The organism is Peptoniphilus sp. BV3AC2 (assembly GCF_000478945.1).
Classification (GTDB): domain Bacteria; phylum Bacillota; class Clostridia; order Tissierellales; family Peptoniphilaceae; genus Peptoniphilus_B; species Peptoniphilus_B duerdenii.
The window spans coordinates 22,990-44,487 of sequence record NZ_AWXD01000034.1; the positions used below are offsets into that span (position 1 = coordinate 22,990).

The 21,498-nt window shown below is 37.7% G+C and carries 23 protein-coding genes; 5 read left to right on the forward strand and 18 right to left on the reverse strand.

What is annotated here, in order from left to right:
* Nucleotides 1–17 precede the first annotated feature (17 nt).
* From HMPREF1252_RS08640 to HMPREF1252_RS08695, 12 genes are all read right to left on the reverse strand, one after another.
* On the reverse strand, nucleotides 18–422 hold the full coding sequence (locus HMPREF1252_RS08640) for a histidine phosphatase family protein (RefSeq protein ID WP_023060343.1): 405 nt from the start codon (nucleotides 420–422) through the stop codon (nucleotides 18–20).
* The gene (eno, locus tag HMPREF1252_RS08645; protein WP_023060279.1) at nucleotides 419–1,705 is read right to left on the reverse strand and encodes a phosphopyruvate hydratase; all 1,287 of its coding nucleotides are present in this window, start codon (nucleotides 1,703–1,705) and stop codon (nucleotides 419–421) included. The genes HMPREF1252_RS08640 and eno overlap by 4 nt, the downstream gene beginning before the upstream one ends.
* Nucleotides 1,702–2,439, reverse strand: a complete 738-nt coding sequence (tpiA, locus tag HMPREF1252_RS08650; RefSeq protein ID WP_023060267.1) for a triose-phosphate isomerase — start codon at nucleotides 2,437–2,439, stop codon at nucleotides 1,702–1,704. Before tpiA ends, eno begins: the two co-directional genes overlap by 4 nt.
* Nucleotides 2,436–3,629, reverse strand: a complete 1,194-nt coding sequence (gene pgk, locus HMPREF1252_RS08655) for a phosphoglycerate kinase (RefSeq protein ID WP_036747205.1) — start codon at nucleotides 3,627–3,629, stop codon at nucleotides 2,436–2,438. Before pgk ends, tpiA begins: the two co-directional genes overlap by 4 nt.
* Nucleotides 3,626–4,642 (reverse strand): type I glyceraldehyde-3-phosphate dehydrogenase, encoded by a 1,017-nt coding sequence (gap, locus tag HMPREF1252_RS08660; RefSeq protein ID WP_023060310.1) that lies wholly within the window; start codon nucleotides 4,640–4,642, stop codon nucleotides 3,626–3,628. The genes pgk and gap overlap by 4 nt, the downstream gene beginning before the upstream one ends.
* The gene (locus HMPREF1252_RS08665) at nucleotides 4,643–5,644 is read right to left on the reverse strand and encodes a sugar-binding transcriptional regulator (protein WP_023060296.1); all 1,002 of its coding nucleotides are present in this window, start codon (nucleotides 5,642–5,644) and stop codon (nucleotides 4,643–4,645) included. It abuts the gene before it with no gap.
* A 218-nt stretch (nucleotides 5,645–5,862) separates the two neighbouring features.
* Nucleotides 5,863–6,417, reverse strand: coding sequence for a LemA family protein (locus tag HMPREF1252_RS08670; protein ID WP_023060299.1), 555 nt, complete (start codon nucleotides 6,415–6,417; stop codon nucleotides 5,863–5,865).
* A 10-nt stretch (nucleotides 6,418–6,427) separates the two neighbouring features.
* Entirely contained in the window at nucleotides 6,428–7,360 is a 933-nt protein-coding gene (locus tag HMPREF1252_RS08675) for a DUF3137 domain-containing protein (protein WP_023060326.1), read from the reverse strand.
* 227 nt (nucleotides 7,361–7,587) lie between these two features.
* The gene (locus HMPREF1252_RS09400; RefSeq protein WP_023060295.1) at nucleotides 7,588–8,529 is read right to left on the reverse strand and encodes a copper amine oxidase N-terminal domain-containing protein; all 942 of its coding nucleotides are present in this window, start codon (nucleotides 8,527–8,529) and stop codon (nucleotides 7,588–7,590) included.
* 100 nt (nucleotides 8,530–8,629) lie between these two features.
* Complete coding sequence (locus HMPREF1252_RS08685; protein WP_023060317.1) at nucleotides 8,630–9,067, reverse strand: universal stress protein; 438 nt, start codon at nucleotides 9,065–9,067, stop codon at nucleotides 8,630–8,632.
* Between the two features lie 99 nt (nucleotides 9,068–9,166).
* Nucleotides 9,167–10,531: a class II fumarate hydratase gene (gene fumC, locus HMPREF1252_RS08690; RefSeq protein WP_023060341.1), complete on the reverse strand. Its 1,365-nt coding sequence runs from the start codon at nucleotides 10,529–10,531 to the stop codon at nucleotides 9,167–9,169.
* Nucleotides 10,528–11,691: an NADP-dependent malic enzyme gene (locus tag HMPREF1252_RS08695; RefSeq protein WP_023060304.1), complete on the reverse strand. Its 1,164-nt coding sequence runs from the start codon at nucleotides 11,689–11,691 to the stop codon at nucleotides 10,528–10,530. Before HMPREF1252_RS08695 ends, fumC begins: the two co-directional genes overlap by 4 nt.
* A 168-nt stretch (nucleotides 11,692–11,859) precedes the next feature.
* Here HMPREF1252_RS08695 and HMPREF1252_RS08700 point away from each other — a divergent pair, with 168 nt between their 5' ends.
* Nucleotides 11,860–12,705 (forward strand): hypothetical protein, encoded by an 846-nt coding sequence (locus HMPREF1252_RS08700; RefSeq protein ID WP_023060314.1) that lies wholly within the window; start codon nucleotides 11,860–11,862, stop codon nucleotides 12,703–12,705.
* A gap of 17 nt (nucleotides 12,706–12,722) precedes the next feature.
* On the opposite strand, the gene tadA is transcribed toward HMPREF1252_RS08700, so the two are convergent.
* Both tadA and HMPREF1252_RS08710 read right to left on the reverse strand, forming a co-directional pair.
* The gene (gene tadA, locus HMPREF1252_RS08705) at nucleotides 12,723–13,199 is read right to left on the reverse strand and encodes a tRNA adenosine(34) deaminase TadA (protein WP_023060273.1); all 477 of its coding nucleotides are present in this window, start codon (nucleotides 13,197–13,199) and stop codon (nucleotides 12,723–12,725) included.
* Nucleotides 13,186–14,109 (reverse strand): restriction endonuclease, encoded by a 924-nt coding sequence (locus HMPREF1252_RS08710; RefSeq protein ID WP_023060252.1) that lies wholly within the window; start codon nucleotides 14,107–14,109, stop codon nucleotides 13,186–13,188. The genes tadA and HMPREF1252_RS08710 overlap by 14 nt, the downstream gene beginning before the upstream one ends.
* Nucleotides 14,110–14,227: 118 nt before the next feature.
* On the opposite strand from HMPREF1252_RS08710, the gene HMPREF1252_RS08715 reads away from it, so the two are divergent.
* Genes HMPREF1252_RS08715 through HMPREF1252_RS08730 form a run of 4 tightly spaced genes read left to right on the forward strand, consistent with a single transcriptional unit; the run spans nucleotide 14,228 to nucleotide 16,986 of the window.
* Nucleotides 14,228–14,788 carry a glycoside hydrolase family 73 protein gene (locus HMPREF1252_RS08715; RefSeq protein WP_023060346.1) on the forward strand — a complete coding sequence of 187 codons (561 nt, stop codon included), beginning with the start codon at nucleotides 14,228–14,230 and terminating at the stop codon, nucleotides 14,786–14,788.
* Entirely contained in the window at nucleotides 14,781–15,365 is a 585-nt protein-coding gene (locus HMPREF1252_RS09405; protein ID WP_023060330.1) for a YoaK family protein, read from the forward strand. The genes HMPREF1252_RS08715 and HMPREF1252_RS09405 overlap by 8 nt, the downstream gene beginning before the upstream one ends.
* A gap of 2 nt (nucleotides 15,366–15,367) precedes the next feature.
* A complete protein-coding gene (locus HMPREF1252_RS08725) occupies nucleotides 15,368–15,676 on the forward strand; it encodes an MTH1187 family thiamine-binding protein (RefSeq protein ID WP_023060258.1) in 309 nt (102 codons plus the stop codon).
* The gene (locus HMPREF1252_RS08730; protein WP_023060349.1) at nucleotides 15,673–16,986 is read left to right on the forward strand and encodes a D-alanyl-D-alanine carboxypeptidase family protein; all 1,314 of its coding nucleotides are present in this window, start codon (nucleotides 15,673–15,675) and stop codon (nucleotides 16,984–16,986) included. The genes HMPREF1252_RS08725 and HMPREF1252_RS08730 overlap by 4 nt, the downstream gene beginning before the upstream one ends.
* A gap of 110 nt (nucleotides 16,987–17,096) precedes the next feature.
* Here the strand turns inward: HMPREF1252_RS08730 and HMPREF1252_RS08735 are convergent, their stop codons facing one another.
* Genes HMPREF1252_RS08735 through HMPREF1252_RS08750 form a run of 4 tightly spaced genes read right to left on the reverse strand, consistent with a single transcriptional unit; the run spans nucleotide 17,097 to nucleotide 21,498 of the window.
* The gene (locus tag HMPREF1252_RS08735; RefSeq protein WP_023060297.1) at nucleotides 17,097–17,768 is read right to left on the reverse strand and encodes a CpXC domain-containing protein; all 672 of its coding nucleotides are present in this window, start codon (nucleotides 17,766–17,768) and stop codon (nucleotides 17,097–17,099) included.
* Nucleotides 17,749–18,978: a glycosyltransferase family 4 protein gene (locus tag HMPREF1252_RS08740; protein WP_023060271.1), complete on the reverse strand. Its 1,230-nt coding sequence runs from the start codon at nucleotides 18,976–18,978 to the stop codon at nucleotides 17,749–17,751. The genes HMPREF1252_RS08735 and HMPREF1252_RS08740 overlap by 20 nt, the downstream gene beginning before the upstream one ends.
* The gene (locus HMPREF1252_RS08745; protein WP_023060350.1) at nucleotides 18,975–19,892 is read right to left on the reverse strand and encodes an ABC transporter ATP-binding protein; all 918 of its coding nucleotides are present in this window, start codon (nucleotides 19,890–19,892) and stop codon (nucleotides 18,975–18,977) included. Before HMPREF1252_RS08745 ends, HMPREF1252_RS08740 begins: the two co-directional genes overlap by 4 nt.
* On the reverse strand, nucleotides 19,882–21,498 hold the full coding sequence (locus tag HMPREF1252_RS08750; protein WP_008901237.1) for an iron ABC transporter permease: 1,617 nt from the start codon (nucleotides 21,496–21,498) through the stop codon (nucleotides 19,882–19,884). The genes HMPREF1252_RS08745 and HMPREF1252_RS08750 overlap by 11 nt, the downstream gene beginning before the upstream one ends.

A 21,498-nucleotide genomic window follows, 5' to 3' on the forward strand; every position in this document is an offset into this window, starting at 1 on the left:
ATCTTAAATTTTTTATTTTAAATATCGATTTTATGGATTGAGCCTCTAGATACGATTACGTCTTCTCCTGTTAGTTCAAAGATCCAGTTACTGATGTATGGTTCGTGGGAGATTAGAATGTAGCATTTTTTTCTGCTAAGTTCTAGTCTATACATAAGTTCCTTGGTGGTGCATCCTCCTAGGTACTGTTTTATTGAGTATGGTTCTCCCAAGTATTCTGACAATATTTCTGCCGTTTCCATTGATCTTTGATAGGTGGAGCAGAATATTCTATAGTCGGTGATTCCTTCTTTTTTGAACTTTTTTGCAAATTTTGAGAATGTATCTTCTAGCTTCATCCTGCCTTCGAAGGTCAGCCCTCTCCTCTTGTCGTCACTTGCAAATGCTTCTGCGATTCCGTGTCTTATAAAGTATATTCTCATCTGAGATTGTAAAATGCTTCTTTGCCTGCATAAATTGCAGAGTCAAATAGCATATCCTCGATTCTTAGAAGTTCGTTGTATTTTGCAATACGTTCAGATCTTGCTGGTGCTCCGGTCTTTATAAATCCCGCATTTGTTGCCACCGCTAAATCTGCTATGGTTGTGTCTTCTGTTTCTCCTGATCTGTGGGAGATTATCGCAGTCATGTTGTGTCTTTTTGCAAGTTCGATTGCATCCATGGTTTCTGTTACGGTTCCTATTTGGTTTAGCTTGATTAGGATTGAGTTGCTTACTTTTTCTTTTATTCCTCTTTCAAGTCTTTTGGTGTTGGTTACGAATAGGTCGTCTCCTACTAGCATTATTCTCTTGCCTAGTCTTTCTGTTAGGAATTTCCATCCTTCCCAATCGTCTTCTGCTAGTCCGTCTTCTATGGATACTATTGGATATTTAGATACTAAATCTTCGTAGAAGTATACTAGTTCTTCTGATGTGAACTCTTTGTCTTCTGCGTTTAGGTAGTATGTTTTTTCTTCTGCGTTGTAGAACTCTGATGCTGCTACGTCCATTGCTAGTACTACATCTTCTCCTGGTACGTAGCCTGCTCTTTCGATGGATTCTACTATTACATTTAGGGCTTCTTCGTTGGATTTTAAATCTGGTGCGAATCCACCTTCGTCTCCTACTCCTGTTCCTAGTCCCTTTTCTTTCAATACATTTTTAAGACTGTGGTATACTTCTGATCCCATTCTAAGTGCTTCTTTAAAGGTAGGTGCTCCTACTGGAAGAATCATAAATTCTTGGATATCCACGTTGTTATCAGCGTGTTCACCACCATTTAGAATGTTCATCATTGGAACTGGTAGCACCTTGCCATTGGTTCCGCCAAGGTATTGGTAATAAGGAATGTTTAGTTCATCTGCTGCTGCACGGCTAACTGCGATGGAGATTCCAAGGATTGCATTTGCTCCTAGGTTCTTTTTATTTTCTGAACCGTCTTCTTTTATAAGGAATCTGTCTATTGATACTTGGTCCCTTACATCGAAGTAAGATAGTTTTTCAGATAGTTTATTTACATTTTCAACCGCTTTTAAAACGCCCTTGCCTAGGTATCTAGATTTGTCGTTGTCTCTTAATTCTACTGCTTCGTGTGCCCCTGTTGATGCTCCACTTGGCACAATTGCACGACCAAATCCGCCTGCTTCTGTAAGTACTTCTACTTCAACTGTTGGATTTCCTCTAGAGTCTAGCACTTCTCTAGCGTATACATTGGATATAAAACTCATATTTCTCCTCTATAATTAACTAATTTTACAAAATCTTCCACCTTTAGGGATGCTCCTCCCACCAGGCTTCCGTCAATATTTTCCATACTCATAAGTCCAGAAATGTTCGAAGGTTTAACTGATCCTCCGTACAATATTCTGATCTCATCTGCCGCGTGACCCATTTCTTTTAAAGTTTCTCGGATGTTTTTGCACATGGCTTCTGCATCTTCTGGGCTACAGGTCTTACCCGTTCCAATTGCCCAAATAGGTTCGTATGCCACAATAAACTCTCCCTTTAAATTTTCTGTGGAGTCTTTTAGCATTTTATTTACAAATTCATTTTGGCGACCCTCTTCTCTTACCTCCAAAGATTCTCCCACGCAGACTATAGGCACAAGTCCAAATTCGATTGCCTTTTCTGCCTTTAATCTTACTATTTCGGAACTTTCTTTGAAGTAGTCCCTTCTTTCTGAGTGACCTACAATTACATAGTCGCAGCCGAGATCTACGAGCATTTCTGCAGATATTTCTCCAGTCACCGCTCCTTCTTCTCTTTCAGAAAGATTTTGAGCTCCAAGTTTTATTTTGTCGCCAATAGTTTTTTTAAATCTATCTATTGCTGTAAATGGAGGACAGATCAGCGCTTCTACTTGATCGTCCAGGTTAATTTCCAATATTTCATTGGCAAATTCTTCTGCAAGTAGGGCAGATTTATTCATCTTCCAATTTCCAGCGATAAGTGGTTTTCTCATTCCGCATCCTCGATACAATCTATTCCAGGAAGAACCTTGCCTTCTAGAAGTTCAAGGCTTGCTCCTCCTCCAGTGGAAATGTGGGTCATCTTGTCTTTTAATCCCGCTTTTTCAATGGCTGCCACAGAATCTCCGCCGCCGATGATAGTGGTTGCTCCTTCAAGATTAGCTAGAGTCTTTGCAACTTCAAAGGTTCCATTTGCAAATTCTGGAATTTCAAATACTCCGCAAGGTCCATTCCAAACTACGCACCTTGCAGGTTCAAGTTTTTCTTTTATATTTGCAATAGTCTTAGGTCCGATGTCGAGACCCATGTATCCTTCTTCCATCTTGTCTCTATCGACAGTCTTGGTTTCTACTCCGGCTTTTAGTTCCTTAGCCATGACTACATCATCAGGAAGGACAAAGTTAACATGGTTTGTAACTGCCTTTGCCATAAGTTCACGAGCAAGATCTAGCTTGTCATCTTCAACGATTGAGTCTCCAATTTCAAGTCCCATGGATTTAAAGAATGTATAAGCCATTCCTCCCACCACGATTAGAGTGTCCACCTTTTCAAGCAAATTGTCTATTACATTTATCTTGTCTGAAACTTTTTTGCCGCCTAGGATTGCTACGAATGGTCTGTCTGGATTTTGTACCGCACCTTCTAGGTATTCAACTTCTTTTTCAAGTAAGAAGCCCATAGCTGATGGAAGGTACTTGGCAACTCCCACGTTTGAAGCGTGAGCTCTGTGGGATGTGCCGAAGGCGTCATTTACATATACATCTGCAAGGGATGCGAGGTCTTTTGCAAAATCATAGTCCAGTTTTTCTTCGCCTTTTACAAATCTTGTATTTTCAAGAAGGGCAACTTCGCCAGCTTTTAATTTTTTAATTTCCGATTTAACTTCGTCGTCTATGACTACCTTGCTCGCTACAAATTTTACATCCTTCTTAAGAAGTTCGCTTAGCTTTTTCGCAACGGGAGCGAGAGAAAATTCCTCTTTGTACTCTCCCTTCGGTCTTCCCAAGTGACTCATAAGCACAACGGATGCGCCATTTTCAAGCAGGTAGTTAATAGTTGGAAGAGATGCTTCGATTCTTGTGGTGTCTGTGATTAAATCTCCGTCCATTGGTACGTTGAAATCAACTCTTACAAGCACCTTTTTCCCAGCTACATCTATATCTCTTAATGTCTTTTTCATTATAGTGATTTCGCCACCATTTCTGTAAGGTCAAGCACTCTTAGTGTGTAACCCCATTCGTTGTCATACCAAGAAATAACTTTAACCATATTGCCCATTACGTGGGTTAGTTTTGCATCAAAGATTGAAGAGTGTGGATCTTGGATTATATCTGAAGAAACTAGATCTTCTTCTTGGTAGTCAAGGATTCCCTTCATTGTTGTTTCAGATGCTTCTTTTATTGCGTTATTTATTTCTTCTACTGTTGCTTCTTTTTCAATTTCAAAGGTTGCATCTACTAGAGAACCAGTAGGTACTGGAACTCTGATTGCGATACCTGTCATGATTCCGTTTAATTCTGGAATAACTTTTCCAACTGCTTTAGCTGCACCGGTGGTAGTAGGGATGATGTTTTCAGCTCCCATTCTTGCACGTCTCATATCTTTTTTGTGGATTGCATCGTGAATCATTTGGTCATTTGTATAAGCGTGAACTGTAGTCATAAGTCCTCTCTTGATTCCGAATTTATCTAAAATTACCTTTGCAACTGGAGCTAGACAGTTAGTTGTACATGATGCGTTTGAAATGATATTGTGTTTCTTAGGATCGTATAGTTCGCAGTTAACTCCCATTACTATGGTTATATCTTCGTTCTTACCAGGAGAAGTAAGGATTACCTTCTTCGCTCCCGCTTCGATATTTCCTTCAGCTTTTTCACGAGAAGTAAATGCTCCACTTGAGTCTACAACTATATCTACGCCAAGTTTTCCCCATTCCATTTCAGCTGGAGTCTTAGATTCGATAAATTCGATTTTGTGTCCGTCAACGTTTAAAATATTTCCGTCGAGTTCACATTTGCCAGGGTACTTTCTATAGATTGTGTCGTATTTAAATAGGTGAGCTCTTTGAGCTACGGTAGTTTCACAGTTTCTAACTGCAATATGAGTAATTTCAAAATCTTTTTCTTCTTTAAGAGCCCATGCTCTTAGAAAATCTCTACCAATTCTTCCAAATCCCATAATAGCTACTTTTGTCATTTAATTCCTCCTAATAATTTCCTTTGCCAACTCCCTATCAATTATAAGAGTTAGATCTTTTCTTAAACTGCAAATAGCCATGGTTGCCTCGGCTTTTTCCGCGCCACTTGCAACGGCTATAACTGAACCAATGTTTTTGTAATCAGAAAGGGATAGTCCTAAGCTTTTCTTTTTATAGACTATACCTCCTGTGGCAGAAAAATAATTGCCAAAGGCTTCTCCAACTGCACCGTCACGCAGAATTTTCTTCGTGACTATATCATCAAGTCCTCGCCTCTTCGCCATTACATCCGCCCTGCCAATTCCAAATATAAGTAGGTCTATCGATTTAAACTTATCCAGAAGCTCCTTGTATTCCGCGGAGTCCTTGATTGAGGATAGTAAATCTCTATTTGCAAAGTCTGGAACAGGCACTATGTAGGATTCCGATCCCGTCTTCTGAGCAAACTTAATCGCAACTGTGTTTGCTTGAAACTCAGATTTTATTCCTATGGAACCTCTTGCAGGAACGATCTTCAAATTCTTTTTGTCCGTTTCAATACTGTCTATGACCTTTGAAACAGTCTCTCCTCCCGTGACTCCGATGTGAAAATCATCTTCTATATAATCTCTTATAATCTTAGAAGCAAACTTCGCAAGTTCATCCTTGCCGCTGGAGTTTGAAATGTAGATATCTGAAATTCCCGCCACTTTCTTCACAGAATCCACCAGGTCTTCGTCAGAAGATTTAGAGGTAAGACTTAAGTACAAATCTTTAAAATCTTCTACATATTTAATACCCAATTTGGAAATCGAGATACCTCTACTGGTTACTTCGCAAAGACCATCATCTCTAAAAAAATCGACAGTGTCCCTTACGAATCTCTCAGACAAATTTAAATCTTTAGTTATGTTTCTTCTACCGACAGTAGATTTTTCTGAAATGTAAGAGAGCAAACTGTATTTTTTTAAGAAAATATCCTTTGCTTCATATACAAAATCTAAAAAATAATGTAGTTCCATGTTCACCTCTGGGAATAATTTGAACCCATATAATTTTGTTCCCGCTAACTATAATTTTAACATAAGTTAAAAATCGTCTCAATATATTCCTAAGCTTTTATAAGATTTAAATATTTTAAATATTAATTTGTGGTAAAGAAAAATATTTCTAGCTTCATAACATTTTAATTTCAAACAAAAAGCAGGTCACCCTGCTTTATATTAGATTTATTATTAAACTATACATTGTAATCGAAATTTTCTATCGACTTCTTTCTGTCGAGATCTTCTTCTGCTAAGAACTCCATCTTTTTAATACTATTAGCCTTTGCAACTATAGAGGTTGGAAATGACACAATCTCTTGATTTAGTATGCTGATATTGCCATTTACGATTCTCTTTGCCGCCGCCAATTTTTCATTTTCATCGTCGATTTCATCTTGCAAGCGTAGAAACTCTGCAGAAGATTTGAGCTCCGGATAAGCTTCTGCAAGGGCAAAGATTTCTTTAATCGCATCGTTTTGATGCTTAATTGCATCGTTTGATGATGAGATAGTGCCTTCCTGTCTAAGTTTAACGATGTTTGTAAACGCGTCTGTCTCATGCTTTGCAAAAGATTTTGCCACCTTGATCATTTCGGAGATGGTGTCATACCGCTTTGCCAGTGCAATATCCAAATTCCTCTTGGACTCATCTATCTTTACTAGATATTTTTTGAGTCTGTTTGAAGCGGAGATAAAATTTGATATGCATACTAAAACCGCTAAAATAGCTATCGTATATAAGTATTTCATAAATCCCCCTCTAAAATTTTTCTACTATAACATCCATAAGCGTATAAAAGTCTGAGAGTTTTTTTCTTATCTTTTCATACTCACCAGAAAGTGAAATCTCATTTACTCCACCTGGAGTATATGGCAAGGAAAATAGAAGACTATTCGACTCAAAAGCGATGGATACATATTCTTCATTCATGTAGATGGAAACATTCATTCTTTTCCCAATATCATTTAAAAGTTCAATAATCTTTGTATCCAAAATAAACTTGGCATTTAAATCATCTGTAGAAAAAATAGTGTATAAATCGTTGAATTCGATGGACTCGGTTTCCATTCTCTCTTCGCCATCTCTAATTTCTCCATAAGGTCTGTGGGAACCACCTTTACTAATCGGTGCCACTCTAATATGACCATTTATTCCCGTTTCTATAGGAGCAAAAAATACTTGTCCCATGAAGTCAGTCTCGTTTATTTCTCTTCCTTTTTTGTCTCTTCTATAATGATTTGCTTTTAAATTGCAAAACTCAGTCTTGTATTCGTCACCAAAAATTATGTGACAATTGGATTCATAGAATTCTGAATTTCTAACTAAATTTTTAAGAATATATAGATCCATGGTTCCAAAATAATCTATCTCTGTACCTGGTAAGATCTCTTTTAACACCGGCTCTAAAAAATTATTTGCGTATGTATTTCCAATATAAGATTTATTCGTCTGTGAATATTGGTACCAGTATTTATAGAGGAAAAAGCAGACAATTAGTCCATATATTTCAAAAAGATAGTATATAAAAAGCCCCGCTGCAAGAAGGATAAATCCAAGTATATAGGGTTTACTCACCCGATCTTGTAAATCTCTTTTCACATCGTCAAGCCTCTTCTTGGTCTCCGGCAAATTTTCGATTCTTTTAATCTCTTCGATAATGGATGAATCCGAAAATCTCTCCCTGGATTTCATTTAAAAGGACCTCCTTTAATTTTAATAAATAATTTCAATATTATTTTATCAAAAAATTTTTTTAGAAGGTATATTTTTTTGAAATTATATATCACTTAAAGAAGGGGGGTAATTTTAATAAAATATTTGCTATAAAAAACACCGGAGAATATTACCCCGGTGTTTTTATATGCATATGCTTATTTAAAAACCAGAAATTATTTGGATTTTTAAATTTCATTTTGATTTTATTTACCTGGTTCTATTGGTACTTCTTTTCCATTCATACAAAACTTTCCATCTATTATTTCGTATTTGTCGCCTTCATATAGTTTGTACCAATAACAGTTTACAAATGAAAATCTCTTTTTTTCGATTTTTACTGGATAAGTTACCTCTTTATCAGACTCGTCATATGTGGATGCTGTTACAGTTTTACCGTCTTTGCTAAATTTAAAGAAGACCAATCCGATATTTTCCATTACTGAAGTTTCTAGATTTAACTCTCCTACAGATCCAACGTATTTTATATCAGGTGCATCTGGGAATGGTTCTGTAAGTTTTTCTATATTAAGAGTTAATCCATTACAAGCATTTAAATATATTCCTTCGAATTTGATGTCTCCTGCTTTTGTTTCTTTCTTTTGTTCTTTCTTTTGTTCCTTTTTTTCTTCTTTCTTTGCTGGAGCCGCTTTACCGATTACTTCTTCTTTGAATTTTTTGGCATCGTATTTAGATGCGTCGCCTATTAGAACTACTCTGTTTTCTTTATCCCAGCCTACTTCTGTTCCTAGTGATTCACTTATAAATCTAACTGGTATAAAGGTTCTTCCATTTACTATTTTCGCTGCTGCGTCTAGTTTTTCTTCTTTTACATTTTCGTCTTTGTCATATAGTTTTGCAATGTCTGAACCGATTATAAGTTCAACCTTTTTTATTTCTGTGCCTTCTTTTTTGGTAGTGATGACTACTTTCTTTTCTTCTTTGAACCAATCAACTATGCTATCTAAGTTTTCTGAGATAAATCTGACTGGTACGAGTGTTCTTCCACTTTCGATAAATGGATCTGCATCTGTCTTTATGTATTCTCCATTTACTACAAGGTATGTCTTTTGACTTGCGTAGGTATTTAGGCTTAGTACTAATGCAAATACACTTATAATTACCATAATTTTACTTATTTTTTTCATTTTCTCACCTCTTAGTCTATCTTATAGTCTTATATCTTTTGTGTCAATATAGTATTGAAATAAATCAAAACAATAAAAAAGCGTAGTCACCTACGCTAAATTATTTTATATCTGATTTTACTACTAGAACTGATATTTTAGATGTGTTGATTACTTTATTGGATACGGAGCCTAATAGTGTTCTTGAGAATGCTCCCAAGCCTCTGTTGCCTACGATTATTAGGCTACATCCTCTTTCTTCTGCCACGTTTACTATTTGTTCTGCGGCATTTCCCATTGTGTGGAAGAGTTCTACTTTGTATGGATAGTCTTTTAAGGTTTCTTCCGCTTCTTTAAGTACATATTCTGCTCTTTCCACATTTGCCTTGTCTATTTCCAAGGAGTATGGAAAGTTGGTTGGATATTGTTCGAAGATGGATGTTTCGGATATTACTGTTAGGATTAGGAGTTCTGCTCCTAGTTTCTTGCCTATATCTTTTGCCACTTCTACTGATTTATTTGAACTCTTTGAGCCGTCTACTGGTACTAATATTTTCATACTCTACCTCCTAGTACATTTGTACCCAATTTTTTAACTTTAATTCAATGATGTGGTTATATAAAAAGAAGTGTCTCTTTTGAAACACTTCTCTATTTTTTATACCATCTTTCTTGGATCTACTATTTCGTCGAATTCTTTTTCTGTTAAATATCCAAGTTTTAATGTTGCTTCTTTTAATGTGGTTCCTTCTTTGTGGGCAAGCTTTGCAATTTCTGCTGCTTTTTCATAACCGATATGTGGGTTAAGTGCCGTTACTAGCATTAGTGATTTGTTTAGATTTTCTTCTATCTTTTCCATGTTTGGTTTTATTCCTACTGCGCAATTCTTGTTAAATGATATCATTGCATCTGATAGTAGTCTTGCTGATTGTAGGAAATTATATGCTATTAGTGGAAGGAATACATTTAGTTCAAAATTTCCTTGTGATGCTGCAAATCCTATGGCTGCATCGTTACCCATTACTTGCACTGCTACCATGGTTAGTGCTTCTGCTTGGGTTGGGTTTACTTTTCCTGGCATTATTGATGAGCCTGGTTCGTTTTCTGGTATGATTAATTCTCCAATTCCGCATCTTGGTCCTGATGCTAGTAGTCTTACGTCGTTTGCTATTTTTAATAGGTCTGCCGCAAGAGCTTTCATAGCTCCGTGAACAAATACGATTTCGTCCCTACTGGTTAGGGCGTGGAATTTATTTTCTGCAGTTACGAATTTATGTCCAGATTTTTTAGAGATTTCTTCTGCTACTTTAACTGCATAGTCCTTGTGGGTGTTAAGTCCTGTTCCTACTGCTGTTCCTCCAAGGGCGATTTCTCTAAGTGATTCTTTGGCTGTGGAGATGTAGTCTCTAGATCTTTCTAAGGATTTTCTCCATCCGCTTATTTCTTGTCCAAGGGTTATAGGCACTGCGTCTTGTAGGTGAGTTCTTCCTGTCTTGACTATGTCCTTGTATTCTTCTTCTAATTTTTTAAATGTTTCTATAAGTGTGTCTACTGCAGGGATTACCTTGTCTTCAACCGCTATTAATGATGCGATATGAAGCGCTGTTGGGTAGGTGTCGTTTGAACTTTGTGATTTATTTACGTCGTCGTTTGGATGTAGAAGGTGTTCTTTTGCGATTTCGTTTCCTCTGTTGGCTACAACTTCATTTACGTTCATGTTGGATTGGGTTCCTGAACCTGTTTGCCATACTACAAGTGGGAAATGTTCTTCTAGTTTTCCTTCTAATATTTCGTCGCAAACTTCTGTTATCAAGTCTTTTTTGTTGTCTGGTAGAAGTCCAAGGGCATTATTTGCTACTGCTGCAGAGTATTTAAGAATTCCAAATGCCTTTATTATTTCCTTTGGCATTTTTTCGTCGCCGATTACAAAATTTTGGTGAGATCTTTGAGTCTGTGCTCCCCAGTACTTGTCTATCGGTACTTGAAGTTCCCCAAAGGTATCATGTTCTATTTTGTACTTCATATTCTAGCAACTCCATCTTTTCTAGCTGCTTCTGCTACTGCTTCTGCTACTTTCTTAGATACGCTTAGATCGAATGCGTGTGGAAGTATATTGTCTTCGTCTAGAGTTTCAACTGAATCTGCAATTGCACGAGCTGCTGCAAGTTTCATGTTGTCAGTGATTTTCTTTGCTCTTACATCAAGTGCTCCTCTGAATAGTCCTGGGAATACTGATACGTTGTTTACTTGGTTAGGGAAGTCTGATCTTCCTGTTCCAACTACTCTAGCTCCTGCACGTTTAGCTTCGTCTGGATAGATTTCTGGAACTGGGTTTGCCATAGCTAGTACTATCGCATCCTTGTTCATGTTTCTTACCATTTCTTCAGTTACGATTCCAGGTCCTGATACTCCGATGAAGATGTCTGCTCCGTTTAGTGCTTCTGCCATTCCACCTTCGATTTTATGTGGGTTACATTCTTTTAAGATGTTCTTTCTGTATTCGTCTTCGTAGTAGTCAGCTCCGATGATTCCCTTTCTTCCTACGAAGATAACGTCCTTTGCACCTTCAAGTACAAGTAGGTTTCTGATTGCCATACCTGCTGCTCCTGCACCAGACATAACTATTCTTACGTCTTCCATCTTCTTGCCTACAAGTTTAAGAGCGTTTAAAACTCCTGCTAGAACTACGATTGCTGTTCCGTGTTGGTCATCGTGGAAAACTGGTATATCTAATTCTTCTGAAAGTCTATTTTCAATTTCAAAACATTTTGGTGCTGCAATATCTTCTAGGTTGATTCCACCAAATGTTGGTTCTAAGTACTTAACTGTTTTTATGATTTCTTCTGTATCTTTTGTGTTTAAACAGATTGGGAAAGCGTCTACATCTCCAAAGTTTTTAAATAGGATTGATTTACCTTCCATAACTGGCATACCTGCTTGGCCGCCTATGTCTCCTAATCCTAGTACTGCTGTTCCATCTGTAACTACTGCTACAAAATTCCATTTTCTAGTTAGGTTGTATGCTTCCTCAGGATTGTCCTTTATAGCTAAGCAAGCTTCTGCAACTCCTGGTGTATAAGCAAGTGCTAAATCTTCTGCAGTTTCTGTAGCTGCTCTAGATTTAATTTCTAATTTTCCTCTCCATTCTCTGTGGCATTTCATAGCTTTTTCTTTGTTATCCATTATTATCACCTCAGCTAACATTATAGCATAGTTTTTATGCAAATGTTTCTTCTATATATTCTTTTTTAAAATTTTAAGTGTCGATATAAATTAGGTGAAATCTTGATTTGCTTGACTTAATATAAAAAAAACAATAAACTTATATTATTAAATTTAATTGGTGATACATTGAAAATAAAATTTAAATATTTTACGATTTTAATACTTCTTCTCTTCCTCGTTGGGTGCAAGGGAAACTACTTAAAAGAAGCGAAGCTCTCCATGACTGAAAGGGTATATTCATTCTACACCTACGAGAGTACAGAGGATAAACTCCACAGCTTAGTGGAAAGCCTTGGCTATGACGATATAAATTTAAAACTTATAGACAAAACTATGAAGATCTTTGGATCAAAGGAATACATCGACGAACACGATGCGGCAATCTTTGAGATTTCCACCATCATCATGTACCTAAATCCTCAGCTAGATGAGATCTTAATCTGCGAAGATGACGGAGATTCCTTCGCCCTATCCAGAAATGTTTTTGAAGAACTCTTCTATGAGTTCGACAGAATAAGCGCGAAAAATCTGGAGTCACTTTTTAGATCCATAAGTCTTACCAGCAGATCAAAGATTGAACTTACTCTTGCAAAGTCAAAACTAAATTCTTCCTTTGAAAAGTACAAGTACTTGGAGGGTGACTGCGACTATTCTGCCCTTAGCTACAGCGTGGTGGGATTTATAAAGGAAAGCGGAATCTACAATTTCTATGTCTACTACAGATTTTCAAAATTTGATTTCACACCTTCTATATATGAGAAGAATCCTAGGGAGGCTCTCGTTAAGATCGGCATCAAATCCGACAGTCTTCTAAACTACGAAGAAGTTTCAAATGTGGTAATTTCAGAGAGGGACATGGAAAAGGAAATCACAAACACCACAGATTTAAACACCATCTCCAAGGAACTTACCAAGAAGAATCGAGATGCCGCTTACCAAGAATATAAGAGAATACATTCAAAAAATAATTAAACCTATGGTGCACTGCATCATAGGTTTTTATTTCTTCTTACATTTTTAAAAAATTTGCTTATAAGTTTGCTGCATTCATCTCCGTAAATGGAATATTCCACATTTACCTTGTGGTTTAAGCCTTCTCTATCTAAGATGTTTAGGTTTGATCCGGCAGCTCCCATGCGAGGACTCTTCGCCCCGATTATGAGTTTATCTATACGAAAGAGTATCATTGCTCCTGCACACATGGCACAGGGTTCAAGGGTTGTATACATCTTTGTCCCTTCCAAATGGTAGGTGCCAAGAGTTTTCGCAGCCATCTTTAAGGCGCGAAGTTCTGCATGCTCCGTGGCGTCGTTTAATGTTTCTTTTAAATTGTATCCATAGCCTACCACCTTGCCATGTAAAACTACCACTGCTCCCACAGGTATCTCTCCTCGCCTATAGGATTTCTTCGCCAGGTGTAGGGCGAGTTTCATGTACTTACTCGTATCTAAACTATTTCTTTCCAAGGTCTACCACCTCTTTTAGTACGTCTATTCCTCTCATCATCTTCTTTATATTTTTTACATCTAGAATAATTATCTCTTCTCTTTGAAGTTTCTCCTTCGATTCATCTGTCATAAGGGATGTATTTATAAATAGAACTGGAATTATGGTTTTGTAAATATTTGAAAACTCCCTTACCAATCTGTCTATTTCTTTTTGAGATAGAACTTCCACATTTTTGTACTTCTTCACCTCTACTGCAAACCTGCGTCTTCCTTTTTTGGCATAGAAATCGAATCCCATCTCAGTGTGGTCATAGGAATCGTCAAAGTCTTCCACCACATAATCGCACCTCAGTAGAGCCTTCTTCGCAAGCTCTTCCTCGGTCACTTCTTCGTTTAAAATTCTAAGGGATTTTAAAAGATTCTTCGGATATATTTTAAAGATGGCGGTACATTCTTCGTCTGTGTACTTGGTAGTTTTAAAATCAAAACCTATTAGCATCCCCTCAACCAAGGTGAAATAGCCATGGGCAATTGCGTTTCTAATGTGCCTAAGGAGACTGTTGGTGGTGGATTCGTCCTTGTACTTCGTGATAATTATCTTTTGAAAGTTTGGATCTACTTCATTTTTATAAAAATCGACCACCGATTTTGGAATATAATCAAGCACTGCCACATCTTCGTGACCAAGCTGCATATTCTTCTTCACCAGTTCGAAGGCAAATTCATCGAAGTCAAGAGACAGCGCCATATCATTCTTAGGCGACTGAATTGAGTCGATGTTTGGCACATACCAAAGGAGAGTTTCTACTATCGTATGCATCTCTTCTGTCATCTTAGGTGGATATTCTCTATGTAGAATCGAGTATTTAACTGGATTCTTTATTTTTTCAAACTTAAATACTGTGAATGATAGATCTGGTAAACCCATATTCCCTCCTTAAATTTAATTATAGCATATCGAAATTTAGATATCCTTTTCATTATTGATTTAATCGGGAATTTTTGCATTTTTTGAAATTTTTGATAAAATAAAACATGGAGGATTTATGAGAAAGAGAAAACCCAATATGTTCCTAAGAAGATTGGTATCACTTACCATACTTGGAATCCTTATTATGATGATTCCTGCCATGCTTCTAAACAATGGAACAGACACCATTGAACTAAAAGAAAATTACATAGAATCCACCAAGCCTTTGGCAATCAGTGTAGCGAAGAAGCACGGTCTCTTCCCGTCGGTTACCTTAGCCCAGTCGGCGCTGGAGAGTAACTTCGGAAGGAGCGAACTGTCTACTACATACAACAATTACTTTGGAATAAAAGCCAAAAGCGGTGGAGTTGAAATGGAGACGAAGGAATACGAAAACGGAGTGGAGAAGTCCGTCCTTGAGCCTTTTAAAAAATACGATTCGAAGAAGGCGAGTTTTAAAGATTACGGCAGACTTATCTCTACTGCTGCTCGTTACGAAAAGGTAAGAGATGCCAAGGACTACAAAGAGGCGATCACCCTTATTCAGTCCTGCGGCTATGCGACGGACCCTAACTACGCAAAAAAGGTCATCGATATTATTGAAAAATATAATTTGATGGAGCTTGATAATGAATAGAAATCTTGGTTTCAAAGTAAGAATTATGCTCCTTATGATTGCAAGCGGGATTTCAAACGCCTACTGTGTTATGAATTTCAAAACGCCTGTAACTCACCACACTGGTAACGCCACAGCCATTGCACTTTCCATAAGCGACAGTAAGAGGTTCATATTTCTTCTTGCCATCTTTGGACTATTTTTTCTAGGCTCTGTGGTGGGAACATATACTACCTATGAGGAGAATTTCCGCCGAGGCTTTCTATGTTTGGCGGTCCTTGCCATAATTTCTACCTTAATAGGAGAATACGCGGTGTACCTACTTACATTTATTTTTGGATTTCAAAATTCCCTTTTTTTAAAGTACGAAGGTGCCCTTATAAGGAGCACACATATTACTGGATACTTGACAGATAGCGCCACCATCATAGGCAAGTACTTAAGAACCAAGGATAGCTCCAGACTTCATGTGAGCATATTTTTTCTAATATCTATTGGATTTTTTATTCTAGGTGGTATATTATATTTTTATGTAAAAAGTTTTAGCCAAATCTTGGTAGCATTAATCTACCTTATCTTGGCTTGTATATGGAGGTAATTATGGTAGTTTGTGAACTAACACTAGTTCCAATAGGAACAGAAACCACATCAGTTTCAAAATATGTTGCAGGTGCTTTAGATAGCATAGCAGACATGAAAAATATTACATTTGCACTTAACCCAATGGGAACAGTTATAGAAGCTCCCGATTTAGATACTATGTACGAAGCAATCAAAAGGATGCAAGAATCCGTATTTCTAAATGGAGCAAACAGAGTCTACTCTGTTGTTAAGATCGATGACAGACGCGACAAAGAAAGATCCTTTATGGAAAAGATAGACTCAGTAGAAAGTAAAAGGAAGAAATGAGAAGATTTACAAGTCTAATCCTTGCATTAGTCATTTTATTTTCTCCTAGCGTATCTTTTGCAACGGAGAATGTTTCACAGAAAAAAACAGAAGTTTCTGAGCCTCAAGAGATTAGAAACCAAAACATCTTCGTACCAACTTCTCACGGAGTGGATAGGGCAACCTACGAAGAAGCAATTCTAGTAGCTGAGCTAGAAAAAAAATCTACCAACGAACTTGCAAAGACCTTTCTAATCGGAGACTATGCAACGGGAGAAATCTTAGAATTTAACGATATAGATGAAGTGGTAGCCATGGCTTCAACTTCTAAACTCGTGTCCGTATATGTGGTCCTAGACCAAATCAAAGCAGGCAAGTTGAAGCTAGACGATTTGGTGACAATTCCCCATGAAGCAGAAGTCCTACCAGGTTCTTCCTACAAAATAAAAGAGGGAGATACAAAGACTGTAAAAGAACTTCTAACAGCGGCGCTAGTCATATCTGGAAATGACGCCATCACTTCCCTTGCAATAAAGGTGGCAGGATCTACCCAAGCTTTCGTTGACATGATGAACAAGAAGTGTAAAGATCTAGGTCTTACAAACGCCCACATGATAAATCCAACAGGGCTAACAGATTATTCAATAGAAGATTATAATAAGATGACCACAAGAGAGATGTTTCTCCTTGCAAGATATATAATGAAGGAACATCCAGAAATCTTAGAATATACAAAGATGCCTGCCATCGTTGAAGCAGATAGAGAGTTTACAGCTTACTCAACCAATCCCATCTTAGGAGTAATTCCTGAGGTCCAAGGACTTAAAACGGGATACACTGGTGCGGCAGGAAGATGTCTTATAGCAACGGAACTAAAACCAGGAGATGGCAAGACCACCAAAGATCTAAGGCTTATCACAATCACCACCGGATCGAAATCCGATTGGTCAAGGTATGTAGTTTCGAAAAGAGTTGCAAATATTGCTCTAACCAAGTATGAAAATAGAATACTAGGAAACACTACTTCTCCTGTTACGACTATCGAAGCAGAAAATTCTCAAGAACCAAACTACAATGTATATCAAGAATCGGAAATAGCTTCTCTAGTACATCCAGAATCAAAGGTAGAAAGCGAAGTTCATCTCAATGAAATCGCAGCTCCTCTACCTAAGGACACTGTGGTGGGTTCAATCACCTACAAAGTAGATGGCAAAGAAGTGGGAGAATCAAAATTAATAATCAAAGAAGATATCCGCGAAAGGGGAATAATCAACAAGATTATGTCCATTTACAGAGAAATCTTCAAAAATATCGATAAAGATGCAGCATAAAAAATCCTTCAATCGAAGAAATAACTTTGATTGAAGGATTATTTTTTTGTATTTTCATTTTGAAGAAATTTCGACGAGTCTTATAATATCAAACTCGCGAATTTAATAAATTAATTTTTCTTTTTATTTAACAGATCTTCTATAAATTCAATGGCAAAATTTTCATTTACCACATATCTTTCGAAACCTTCCATCTTGTCCCCAAACTGTTCTTCAAGTTCCCTGTAGCCTTCTTCTCTAAAGTCGTAGTGGTACTCCTTAAGATCCTTGTCAATTACCACGATTATAGGTTTGTTTTCGTAGATATCGTAGAACATTCTGATGATTTCCATATTTTCTCTCTCGTTAATCTGAAGAATGAGAAGTGATTTATAGAGTTCCATGATTCTGTCGTCGTAGCCGCCCTTGAAAATTAATATTTTTTCTCTAAGTTCAACTAAGTCCACCACCACTCTCACCCTCGGAGGGTCAATCTTCATAAGTTCTTGGAATTTTTTGAAATCATTATTATAAAATTCGTCCAGAGTCTTTATCTCTTCCTCTACATTGCTCGGGTCTGTTAGGTAGATCATCGTGCCTTCCGGCTCCATGTGGTAGAGCATGTCGTAGATTACCTTTACCTTTTCTCCGCAGTGGGGACAGGTGTACTCAAATACATCGTAGTTTAGAACCTTCAGCTCCATCTCAGGATCCACCCGAGTGTTGATACTGGTGTAGATTTCTACGTCAAAGGGCTTGTTACAATGTCCGCATATCGCTTTTTCAGTTAGTTTTTCTGTCATTTGTCACCTCTATAAGCATCTTTTCAATCCTCTTCGCAAGATTTGCCCAGGATTTTCCATCGATTATATACATGATATCTTTGCCGATTTCTTCCTTCTTCTCAACCTTTTTTAGTTGAATTTCTATATTTTTCGCTAGCCTTTCCACATAGGCAGGCACTTCTTCTTCGCAAGGATTGTCCAAATCGTAGATGGTTGGAAGTTCTGTGTAGAGAATGAGTCCAGATTCATTTACCTTGTCACCAAGTTCTGCCCTCAAGCCTTCGATTTCAGATGTTACTGCGTAAAGTCCTGTCGCCATAGCCTCAATTGCAATAAGTCCCAATGCTTCGTAGTAAGAAGGTAGGACAAATACATCGCACTTCTTCAAATGTTTCGCCATGGTCACCTGATCTTCAGCGTCATAGACCTTGAAGCCTTCTAAATTTTCTGCCAAGTCGTATAGTCTTCTCTTTTCTTCATCAGAAGTTGCACCGATGATATGGTACTCTAGATTATCTATATTTTTCTTAACTAGAGGAAAACTTCTAGCGAGTTCGTAAACACCCTTAGATCTTGAAAGTTTACCCGCGTAGCAAACCCTAAGGATGCCGTCGTCTAACTTTTCATAATTTCTGTTGAAGATATTTTGGTTAAAACCACCGCCGACAAGTTTTATTTTGTCCCTGTCGTAGGAGAAAATTTCATGTATCTTTTCCGATTCATTTGGAGAAACGGTGAAAATCATGTCGAGATCCTTGATACTTCCGCATCTTTCTAAAAATCTTGGAAATCTTTCAAGTTGTCTAAGGTCGGTTCCGTGACAGAAAGAAACCACAGGAGTGTCCTTAAATACTTCTCTAACAAGAGATGAAAGGAAGAAGAGATGGTGAGTTATTACAAGGTCCACACCTTCAGTATCTCTAATCTTTTCCAAAACCTCTCTAAATACGCTAAGTTCTAGATCGATCATGTCCTCAGTCATCTCTGAATAGATGGTACTCTCGTAGGGCATGATGTCGCTCATCCCAGCGATTGGAAATGGAATCTTCTCAGATTTAAATTCCACTGGATAGTGCTTGCCTTCCACATCCACAGAGTATGGTGCCTGTACACCATAGAGCAGAATATTTTCGTGGCCTTTGGCATTTAATTCTTCAACCAAGTTTGAAAAATATACTCCGCTTCCCGTCTTCATCGGAAGTTGAGCCAAAACATTTAAAATCTTCATAGTTTCTCCTTCTTTATATCAATATTTATCTCATCATCTATCTTTAAATCCTCTGCGTTCATTGTAATTGCGGTTAAAATTCCAAATTCCGTATCCAAAATAACTTCTGTAAATGAACCTTTGAAGATAATATTTTTTATCTTTGCCTTGGTGCTTCCAGAGTTAATTGTGATGTCTTCGGGTCTTGCGTATCCTCCATCGAAAGTATTGGAACTACCGATAAAGTCGAGGACAAATTCATTTGCCGGATGCTCGTAGATCTCCTTCGCCTTACCAACCTGCATGATCTCTCCTTCATTTAGAAGAATGATCTTATCTGCAATTTCGAAGGCTTCCTCCTGGTTGTGGGTTACGAAGATGGTGGTGATGTCGAACTTCTTTTGAAAGTCTCTAATCTCCTGCCTCATAGATTTTTGAAGCTTCGCATCTAGACTTGACAGAGGCTCGTCAAGTAGGAGTAGCTCCGGTCCAACTATCATGGATCTTCCCAGGGCAACCCTCTGTCTTTGACCTCCAGAAAGTTCGTTAATCATCCTCTTTCCCAAACCTTCAAGACCGAGGGTCTTAAGCATTTCTTCTGCCATATCGTTTCTCTTACTTTTCGGAGCGCCGTTAAATTTAAGGCCGTACTTTATATTTTCAAGGACATTCATGTGTGGGAAAAGTCCCAATGATTGAAACACCGTTGCCACACCACGTTTTTCCGGTGGAGTGTGGGTGATGTCCTTTCCATTTAAAATAATATTTCCATCAACTTCTATAAATCCTCCGATGCTTTTTAAAATGGTGGACTTCCCACAGCCGGAAGGTCCGAGTAAACATAGGAGTTCTCCCTTTTCCAAGGAGAAATTTATATCTCTTATGGCATAGAAGTCGCCGTATTTTTTCGTTAAATTTTTTATTTCAAGAAACATTTTTCCCTCCAAAGAACATGTATCCGAGAGCGTTTATAGCTAGACATATAAGTATGATTATAAGGGCGATTACAGATCCAATATTGTATTTTCCCGATTGAATTACATCAAACATGACAAGGGTTAGGACCTTTCTTCCAGGATAGACTAGAAAAATTATGGAGCCTATGGTGGTCATAGTGGTGGTAAATCCATTGATAAATGAAACTTTGAGCCCTTCCTTGCTAAGAGGTAACACCACGTCGTAGAGGGCGTTCATATTATTTCCTCCGAGAGATTTAACCGAGTCCAAGGTCTCCCTGTCGATGGATTCCATTTGGCTGCTGCCGACTCTTGCCGAGAATGGTAGCTGTTTAAATACCACGTTTAACACTACAACTGCCGCCGTTCCAGTGATGGCTATCGGCGGATTCTTAAAGAATAGTAGGTATCCAAGACCGAAGAATGTTCCAGGAATTATATATGGAAGGTTGGCGATAAAATCCACCGCCTTCATAGCTTTTAGTTTTCTAATTTGTAAATAATATCCGATTAGTAGACCTATTATTGAACCGCCTACCGCAGAGATTAAGCTGTAGACTATACTTCTTATCATCGCACCGGTGATATATGGCTTCGTGTCGATTAAATTTTGTAGCGTAAATGTAAGTGAGCCGTCCTTCATGCGGGTAAATGCGGAAAATATTATGGTTACATATAGAACCGTCAGTGCAGAGATCAAAAGTAGCGAAATCACAGAAAAAATATAGTAGATAATTCCATTTCTCTTTATCTCCAGCTCAACCCTGTCAAAGCCAGAAGTTTCCGCCATGGCACTTAGATTGTTTTGGTAAAAAATAAAGATTAAGATTGACGGAATAAGTATCAAAATATTCATAGCAGAAGCCTTGGCAAGATTTCCTTCAGCAATTACTGCAAAGTAGGATTCCAGTGCGAGGACATTGAACTTCCCTCCGATGATGGCAGGCGTTCCAAAGTCTGCTATGGCCCTAAAGAATGAAAGAAGTATGACAGCCTTTAGACCAGCCTTAGCCTTTGGAAAGATAATATCCACTATAATATTGTCCGTCTTTGCTCCTAGGTTTCTCGCAGAATTTATGATATCTGGACTAAGAGTCTTTAGAAATCCGTAGATAAGTAGCACGTTTAATGAAAGGTGGGAGATGGTCTGCATCACTGCGATTCCCCACATTCCGTATACATTTAGTGAAAGTCCAAGAAGTCCATAGGTTATAAATCCCCTCCTACCAAATAGATTGATATAGGAAAGAGAAGTTACGAATGGCGGACTTATAAGCGTTATAAATAAAATTGCAAGAAGGATGCTCCTTCTTCTCTTCGGTGAAAGGTAGAGATAGATTGAAACGATTAGGCTTGCTGCAGAAGAAAGAATGGTAGACACAACACCTAAAACCAGTGTGTTCTTTATAAGTATTCTTCTCTTCGTAAGCAGGTATGTAAAGTTTTCAAGGGAGAGCCTTCCATCTACGAAGAAACTCTCTTTGAAAACAAAAATAAAAGGAAGTAGTATGAAGAGAATGGTCATAGCAAATAAACTCCCGATTATTAAATAGTCGATTATCTTACCAATATTTATTCTCTTCAT

Coding starts and splice junctions, on each gene's coding strand:
- HMPREF1252_RS08750 (WP_008901237.1), bottom strand. CDS start 21,498: ATGAAGAGAATAAATATTGGTAAGATAATCGACTATTTAATAATCGGG.
- tpiA (WP_023060267.1), bottom strand. CDS start 2,439: ATGAGAAAACCACTTATCGCTGGAAATTGGAAGATGAATAAATCTGCC.
- eno (WP_023060279.1), bottom strand. CDS start 1,705: ATGAGTTTTATATCCAATGTATACGCTAGAGAAGTGCTAGACTCTAGA.
- HMPREF1252_RS08740 (WP_023060271.1), bottom strand. CDS start 18,978: ATGAAGATTTTAAATGTTTTGGCTCAACTTCCGATGAAGACGGGAAGC.
- HMPREF1252_RS08670 (WP_023060299.1), bottom strand. CDS start 6,417: ATGAAATACTTATATACGATAGCTATTTTAGCGGTTTTAGTATGCATA.
- HMPREF1252_RS09400 (WP_023060295.1), bottom strand. CDS start 8,529: ATGAAAAAAATAAGTAAAATTATGGTAATTATAAGTGTATTTGCATTA.
- HMPREF1252_RS08685 (WP_023060317.1), bottom strand. CDS start 9,067: ATGAAAATATTAGTACCAGTAGACGGCTCAAAGAGTTCAAATAAATCA.
- HMPREF1252_RS08695 (WP_023060304.1), bottom strand. CDS start 11,691: ATGGATAACAAAGAAAAAGCTATGAAATGCCACAGAGAATGGAGAGGA.
- HMPREF1252_RS08745 (WP_023060350.1), bottom strand. CDS start 19,892: ATGTTTCTTGAAATAAAAAATTTAACGAAAAAATACGGCGACTTCTAT.
- HMPREF1252_RS08665 (WP_023060296.1), bottom strand. CDS start 5,644: ATGGAACTACATTATTTTTTAGATTTTGTATATGAAGCAAAGGATATT.
- HMPREF1252_RS08710 (WP_023060252.1), bottom strand. CDS start 14,109: ATGGGTTTACCAGATCTATCATTCACAGTATTTAAGTTTGAAAAAATA.
- HMPREF1252_RS08640 (WP_023060343.1), bottom strand. CDS start 422: ATGAGAATATACTTTATAAGACACGGAATCGCAGAAGCATTTGCAAGT.
- HMPREF1252_RS09405 (WP_023060330.1), top strand. CDS start 14,781: ATGAATAGAAATCTTGGTTTCAAAGTAAGAATTATGCTCCTTATGATT.
- HMPREF1252_RS08675 (WP_023060326.1), bottom strand. CDS start 7,360: ATGAAATCCAGGGAGAGATTTTCGGATTCATCCATTATCGAAGAGATT.
- fumC (WP_023060341.1), bottom strand. CDS start 10,531: ATGAAGTACAAAATAGAACATGATACCTTTGGGGAACTTCAAGTACCG.
- HMPREF1252_RS08730 (WP_023060349.1), top strand. CDS start 15,673: ATGAGAAGATTTACAAGTCTAATCCTTGCATTAGTCATTTTATTTTCT.
- gap (WP_023060310.1), bottom strand. CDS start 4,642: ATGACAAAAGTAGCTATTATGGGATTTGGAAGAATTGGTAGAGATTTT.
- HMPREF1252_RS08735 (WP_023060297.1), bottom strand. CDS start 17,768: ATGACAGAAAAACTAACTGAAAAAGCGATATGCGGACATTGTAACAAG.
- HMPREF1252_RS08725 (WP_023060258.1), top strand. CDS start 15,368: ATGGTAGTTTGTGAACTAACACTAGTTCCAATAGGAACAGAAACCACA.
- HMPREF1252_RS08715 (WP_023060346.1), top strand. CDS start 14,228: ATGAGAAAGAGAAAACCCAATATGTTCCTAAGAAGATTGGTATCACTT.